Genomic DNA, 7205 nt, shown 5'->3' on the forward strand with positions numbered 1-7205 from the left:
CCGATTTCAGGACGGCCGATTGAAACTTGCGATTGCCGTCCACTGCGGTGAATTTGGTGTTTGGTAAATATCGTCCAGCACCGACCAGGCTGAGGGGATCAGTGCCGAAAACACAAAGCACGACGGGAACTCGGCAACGAAATTTGCATCTGTCAAACCGATGAAGTTGGCGTAATTCAGCGAGGTGACAGTCACGAGCGCGGGTGCCGATTTGGATGCAGATCTGAGAGCCGTAGTGGTGGCGCCGCCACCAAAGTCGGGAGAATACCCTCCCTCATAACCGCACATCTTAGTGATGCCGTGCTTCAATGCCCAAATTTTCCAGTTTGCGTACATTTTCGCGACATTGGCGACGGTAACTATTCCAGTGCCGCTGTTAACTGTCGCGGCATACGCCGAGGCAATGTCCGCTTGCAAAGAGGAGTTTCCGGCGGCCGCCGCATATGCGGCGGCGTCGGTCTGCTCCTGCGTCGTGTTGTACTCGCTCGGAGTGATGTATTGAGCGCATGCGACGTGCGTTACCCAATTCTTCGCCGGCGTTTTAGTGTACGGCGCTTGGACAGGCTTGGATTGTAAGAGGAATTTGGTGGACTCAATCCGAGCATCGCAAGCCTGCGTTCCAGCGGTGCTCTGGCCCAGCGCGGTCTGCACAGCGCACAGAACTTGATACTTGGTGCGATCGCCCCCGTAAGCATTGCTCACCGCCTGCCCCAGAACCGACATGACCTTTCCGTACCAATTGTGATTGTCCGCTCCCCATCCGTAGGCGGTCGCCTTCGCGTTCGCGTAGCCCGTCGAGTAGAAATTCGCGGCATTATTCCAGAGTTCATTGGGACCCTCGAAGCGAGGAATCATCCACGATGGTCCATTGGCTCGGCAATATGTGGCGAGGCTAGGCATATAGTCTGTTGCCGGATCTATTGCGAGGGCAGGGGTAACGAAATAGGGATGCGCGCCGACCTCCGCACACAATCTCACCATTAGTTCAGGCGGACAACCGCTGTCGATGCCCACGCTTCCTCTTGCAACGTCACCGCCATACTTGATCCAGGAATTCAGCGTCGCATCATAGACGAGCGTTGCATAGCTTTGCCACGTGCCTCCGACTACAAAGGCATTATTCCAGGTCGCCAGCTGGCCCGAATATTCGCTCAGAACTGGAATGGCGCCGGTACCGCTCACGTTCAGCGTACACGGACCGTTGCAGCTGGCGTTGAATTTCACGATTACTGTGGCTTTGTCGACAAGCTTGAAATTCGCGAGCTGCGCAGAGTAGTCACTCCCCGAATTCGTGGTGACGCCCGCGTAGAGCGATGCCCGGAATTCGGCCCCCGCGTAAAACACGTGGGACACCGGTTTTCTCGTCGCCCACGTCGTTACGTTGGTCGTATTGCCCAGCTGCCAGTTCAGGAAGCGAATCACGCCAAAATTCGCTTCCTTCAATCGCGCCTTGAACTTCGCACCAAACACCTCTCCGGCGCTCAGTGCCGGTTCGTCGCTGGCGTGGAAAACCTGAAGATTCGAGATACGCGGATTTCCGACGGCTGAAATGCCGATCACGAAACGCGTTTCCGTGGTCGAGAAAACATACCGACCGCTTCCGCTGGTGCTCGTCTTGCTGCCGCTGACCAACGTGTTCGCCATGCCGACGCTGATCGTGCCGTTACCACTCCACGTGATCACGTAATTTCCAGGCCGCTTGGCCTGTGAAGGCACGAAGAAAACGGTATAGACTCCCCCGTTAGGGAGAGTTGTGGGGTAGCCGTCACTATCAAGGGTGCTTGGATCGGGCCAACCAGTGTTGTTGGACAGCGCCCAATTCTGAGCGGTTTTCAGAAGATTGATGAATGGGTAGTCGCCGCCCGTTTGGATGAAGTTCAGGTTCACCTGAGAGCGACCTGCGTTGAACGTCGGTGCAACAAACGCGCCGAGGCTCGACACGGTGTTAGCCGGCTTAGCCGCCAACGTCGTCGGCGCGGCATCCGCGGCGGTCGTGCGCCCAGCGACAGTCAATGCAACGGCGCTAACGCCCTGGAGGAATGTTCTGCGGTCCATATTGGTCGTCATCTTTGGGTGCTCGCTCATGGGCTGTCTGATTGGGTTAAACACTCGCAACTGCGGATATGTCGAACATCCTGAGCGGCAACTTATATCCAAATGGTTGATACCGGGAACCCGAAAGAGTGACTGTAAAGTTCGGGTTAAGGCCCACGCGCATTCTTGCGCGAATTGCGAACGCCTCATTCACTCCCGACCATGCTGCGCTGACATGCCCGCCGGCGTGGCTAAGTCGATCCGGCCGAATTTTGCAACGCATCCGTAATTCTACTGACTCCTTCGCGCTCGTCCAGTTCAATCTCAAGTGCACGCGCCCACGGCAGATGCGCGGGCGCTGCCGCGATGATCGCTTGGTCGCCGGCGAGCTTGCTCGCGCCATAGACCGAAAGCGGATTGGGCTCGCGCCAGGGCTCGCTGCCGGAACCGTCAAACAGATAATCGGTCTAGACTGCACCATAGGCACGCCGTGGCACGCCGCCCATTTCGCCCATCATCGCTGGCGCTTCCGCGTTTCACGCGGAACGCAAGATCACCTCGTCCTTTGCGCGATCGACGGCCGTATAGGCCGCGGGATTCACGATCAAATCCGGCGCGAGCGCATCGAGCGCTCGCCAAACCTCTCCGGACGCGTTCGGCCCAGCACACTGCCCTCGTTCCCGATCGACGGCAACAGCGCTCCCCCGACCTGCCCGCTCGTGCCCGTCAGGAGGATGCGCATCAGACTTGTCCATAGTCCGACAGAATTTCTAACTTCAGCAAGCAGGGGTAACGCGCGTCCTTTCAGAGCAACGAGGGCTTCTCAACCCTCCAGATCCCGATCGCCGGGTCGTCCCACCGCACCGCGACCTCATCTTGCGGGCTGTAATAATCGTCACATTTGTAGAAGAAATCGGCCATTTTCGACGACACCGAGAAGCCGTGCGCAAAGTCGCGCGACACTCCTCGCTCAACTCGACGGCGACATGTCGGCGGGAGGTCGGGCTGTCGAGGTGGACATCGACCGCGACGTCCAGCACCTCTCCCCGGAGCACGCACTCATCCAGCGGCGGTTGGCGCGATCCTTCTTGCAGATTCGCTTCCTACCAGAATTTTCGAATAAGTGCTTGCACTTCTCCCGGACCAACGTGTGGGCGATGCGCCAAGTAGGCGGACATCAGCGCAAGCTGTTCCTGATCACGGTAGAGGGCGCCGCGCGGACGCAAACTATGATCGACCGGCACGCAATCGATTATGCCGATCGGTAGTTCCCTGCTTCGGGCGATGATTGGCCACGTCAAATCATATCCCCACCCCATAGGACTTTCGAGACTAAAAGGATAAACCAGCGATAGAAGATCGCGTCGGAAGGAAACCACAGGCCCGCCCTCAACAAAGTTCGTCTGGCGCGCCCGCAGGAGTGGTCGACGCCTGACGATTTCGTGGTCCGTGAAGCTCCGCCAAGTTCTAGCCGGCTGAGCCAAGGCAAAGCCCAGCTGCTGCTGTTCGGCAAAAAAACTGTCCACAAAATCATCTGCGATAAGCACATCATCGTCAGAAAAAAGAAAGTAGTCGAAATTCACCAAGTCGTCAGGTGTTATTAGGTCATTGATGATCTGCCACTTTGGCTTGAGAGCCTTGAGTGTCTCGGCGGTCACAAGACGAACCTCCTCACTTGGAGGCTCCCCCATCACGCAGACCCAGCGCTGCTCGATGGATACGCAGCGCCCGCTTCCGAACACTTTAACCAAGTGCTCCACATAGTTACTCTTCTGAGCCATGTATATGCCGATAATGAGCACTTTGGGCCGGCCAGTCGGTCCGACAGGAGATCTTCGGCTTTTCGGCTGCGCCGGGAAACCACAGATTCGTGCCAAATGCCTTGTCAACTTAAGGATCAAGCTCATGTATAACTCTAAAAATCAACCAAGGCCCGATCTGGGTCATATCCTAACAGACGGCAGCCGATCTCAGCTGAAGCGATCGAACAGCTTGCGACGGAGCAACCCCCTACCGGCGCGTTCCTGACGATAGCACGTGCGATCCTACTACGCGCAGCTTCACTAACGGTGAAGAACTCCTGCTTTCACTGTTAGTCGCGTAGTGAAGGGCCGAAATTGGCGCCTGCGAGGCATCAGCGCACACTTGATCCACTTGCCTTAACAAATGCAGCTAGCACTGCAGGATCGAACGATTAAGAAAGCCGACAGGAAAGCCATGCTGTCGATCTCACAGCCCTTCATCCGCAGGCCGGTCGGCACGACGCTGCTCTCGGTCGGGCTGCTGCTGCTCGGGATCGTGGCTTACCGCTTCCTGCCGGTCGCCTCCGTTCCGAACGTCGACTTCCCCGTGATCTTCGTCTACGCGTTTCGCCCGGGCGCCGATCCCTCGATCATGGCCAGCACCGTGGCGGCGCCGCTCGAGCGGCGGCTCGGCGAAATCGCCGGCGTCAACCAGATCACCTCGACCAGCACGCTCGGCCTGAGCAGCGTCCTGCTGCAATTCGACATCGGCCGCAGCCTCGATCGCGCCGCCAGGGACGTCCAGGCCGCCATCAACGCCGCCCTGCCCGACCTGCCCGGCGACCTGCCCTCGCTGCCGCGCTTCGGCAAGGCCAATACGTCAGGCGCCCCCGTCTACGTCCTCGCCCTCACCTCGAAGACGCTCTCGACCGCCGCCCTCTACGACGTCGCCGACACCGTGCTGCTGCAGCGCATCGCGCAGGTGCCGGGCGTCGGCAATGTCACGGTCTCGGGCGCGGACCAGCCGGCGGTGCGGATTCAGCTCAACCCGGTCGCGCTGTCCAATGCGGGGATCGCAACCGACGCCGTGCGGACCGCAATCATCAACGCCAATCCGCTCGGTCCCGTCGGCATCTTCAACGGCGAGCGCCAGAGCGAGACCCTGTCGCTCAACCGCCAGATGCGCTCGGCGAAGGAGTTTCGCGACGTCCTGGTCAAGAGCTCCCACGGCAATTTCGTGCGGCTTTCCGACGTCGCCGAGATCGAGGATTCCGTGAAGAACGTGCGCTCGGTCGCCTGGTTCAACAAGCAGCCCGCGGTGCTGATCGAGATCAGGAAACAGGGCGATGCCAACGTCATCGACACCGTCGACGGCGTGAAGGCGCTGATCCCCGCGCTGAAGCAGTGGATCCCCGCCGGCGTCGAGATCTCCACGCTGGTCGACCGCACCGGCACGATCCGCGCCAGCGTGACGGACATGCAGTGGACGCTGCTCGCGACCGCGTTCCTCGTCATGATCGTCGTGTTCGTGTTCCTGCGCCGGCTCACGCCGACGATCGCCGCCGGCATCTCGGTGCCGCTGGCGCTCGCCGGCACCTGCGCCGGGATGTGGGTCGCCGGCTTCTCGATCGACAATCTGTCGCTGATGGCGCTCGCCATCTCGGTCGGCTTCGTGGTCGACGACGCCATCGTCATGATCGAGAACATGTACCGCAATCTCGAGCGCGGCATGGGGCCGATGCAGGCGGCGCTGGAGGGCGCCCGGCAGATCGGCTTTACCGTGGTCTCGATCAGCCTGTCGCTGGTTGCGGCCTTCACGCCTCTGATCTTCATGGATGGCATCGTCGGCCGGCTTTTGCGCGAGTTCTCGCTGACGCTGACCTTCGCGATCCTGGTCTCGACCCTGGTGTCGCTGACGGTCACGCCGATGATCTGCGCCCATTATATCCGGGAGACCACGTCCGCCTCCGCGACATGGTTCGACCGCCTGATCGAAGGCTCGCTGTCGCGCATCGTCGCATTCTATGCCCACAGCCTGCGCACGGCGCTCGAATTCCCCCTGCTGACGCTGCTGGTGTTCTTCGCCACCATCGCCCTCACGGTCACGCTCTACATCAAGGTCCCCAAGGGCTATTTCCCGACGGATGATTCCGGATTCGTCATCGGGGCCACGCGCGCCTCCGCCGACACGTCCTTCCAATCGATGCTGGGCCTGCAGCAACAGCTCGCCGACATCGTTCTCGCGGATCCGGCGGTGGCCGGCCTCGGCTCGGTTGTCGGAAGCGGCGGAGGTGTCGGAGGACAGGGCGCCAACCGCGGCATCATGTTCATCAACCTGAAACCGCCGGACCAGCGCGGATACGTCTCGACCGAAACCGTGATCGACCGGTTGCGCCGCGCGCTCTATCCGGTCGCGGGTATCCGCCTGTTCATGTTCGCCGCCCAGGACGTCCGCGCCGGCGGCCGGCAAAGCGACTCCAACTACCAATATACGCTCACCAGCGCCGACCTCGGCCTGCTGCAGCAATGGGCGCCGATCGTGGCCAAGCGCATGGAGACGGTCGAGGGCATCACCGACGTCTCCAGCGACCGCGACCCGAACGGATTGCAGCTGACGCTCGCAATCGACCGCCAGAAGGCCTCGATCCTCGGCGTCCGCGTCCAGGACATCGACAACGCGCTGAACAACGCGTTTTCGCAGCGCCAGATCTCGATCATCTACACCCAGCGCAACCAGTACATGATCGTGCTGGAGATCGATCCGAAATTCCAGGTCGATCCGTCCAACCTCGATCGCGTCTTTGTCCGCGGGGCGAACGATTCGCAGGTGCCGCTGTCGGCCGTGGTGCACGCGAGCCGGGGGCTCGCCGCGCTCGCGGTCTATCACTCACAGTCGTTTCCCTCGACCACGGTGTCGTTCAATTTGTTGCCCGACGTCCAGCTCCAGGCCGCCACCCAGAACATCCAGCGCGCGGTCGAGGAGCTGCACATGCCCGAAGGGATCCGCGGCAGTTTTGACGGCAATGCCGGCGATTTCGCCAAGACCAGCGGGCGTCAACCACTCTTGATCCTCGGCGCGCTGGTGGCGATGTATATCGTGCTTGGCGTGCTCTATGAGAGCCTTGCCCACCCGCTCACGATCATCTCGACGCTGCCCTCGGCTGGGCTCGGCGCGCTGCTTGCGCTGCAGATCACCAACACGCCGCTGACGGTGATCGCCTTTGTCGGCATCATCCTGCTGATCGGCATCGTCAAGAAGAACGGCATCATGATGGTCGACTTCGCGCTCGATGCCGAGCGTCAGCGCGGCCTGTCGTCGGCCGAAGCCATCTTCGAGGCCTGCCAGGCGCGCTTCCGCCCGATCCTGATGACGACCATGGCGGCGCTGTTCGCCGGCATTCCGCTGGTGGTCGCGACCGGACCGGGCAC

4 protein-coding genes and 1 pseudogene are annotated in these 7205 nt (G+C 60.7%); 1 reads left to right on the forward strand and 4 read right to left on the reverse strand.

The window, feature by feature from the left end:
* Positions 1-6 precede the first annotated feature (6 nt).
* The 4 genes and pseudogenes from YUA_RS0135625 to YUA_RS0135635 all read right to left on the reverse strand — a co-directional run bounded on the left by YUA_RS0135625 (position 7) and on the right by YUA_RS0135635 (position 3941).
* Positions 7-2067 (reverse strand): hypothetical protein, encoded by a 2061-nt coding sequence (locus tag YUA_RS0135625; protein ID WP_156947509.1) that lies wholly within the window; start codon positions 2065-2067, stop codon positions 7-9.
* A gap of 218 nt (positions 2068-2285) precedes the next feature.
* A complete protein-coding gene (locus YUA_RS52860; RefSeq protein WP_084293090.1) occupies positions 2286-2492 on the reverse strand; it encodes a sugar nucleotide-binding protein in 207 nt (68 codons plus the stop codon).
* A gap of 346 nt (positions 2493-2838) precedes the next feature.
* Positions 2839-3089, reverse strand: a pseudogene (locus tag YUA_RS49215) (dTDP-4-dehydrorhamnose 3,5-epimerase family protein).
* A gap of 48 nt (positions 3090-3137) precedes the next feature.
* Positions 3138-3941, reverse strand: coding sequence for a hypothetical protein (locus YUA_RS0135635; RefSeq protein ID WP_156947511.1), 804 nt, complete (start codon positions 3939-3941; stop codon positions 3138-3140).
* A 310-nt stretch (positions 3942-4251) separates the two neighbouring features.
* Here YUA_RS0135635 and YUA_RS0135640 point away from each other — a divergent pair.
* Positions 4252-7205: efflux RND transporter permease subunit (locus YUA_RS0135640; protein ID WP_027534951.1), on the forward strand; the 2954-nt coding region annotated here is incomplete at its 3' end.

The organism is Bradyrhizobium sp. WSM3983 (assembly GCF_000473045.1).
GTDB lineage: Bacteria > Pseudomonadota > Alphaproteobacteria > Rhizobiales > Xanthobacteraceae > Bradyrhizobium.

What these genes read in the sequence shown, in the direction of transcription:
- YUA_RS0135625 (WP_156947509.1), bottom strand. Translation starts at nt 2,067, where the DNA reads ATGACGACCAATATGGACCGCAGAACATTCCTCCAGGGCGTTAGCGCC.
- YUA_RS0135635 (WP_156947511.1), bottom strand. Translation starts at nt 3,941, where the DNA reads ATGAGCTTGATCCTTAAGTTGACAAGGCATTTGGCACGAATCTGTGGT.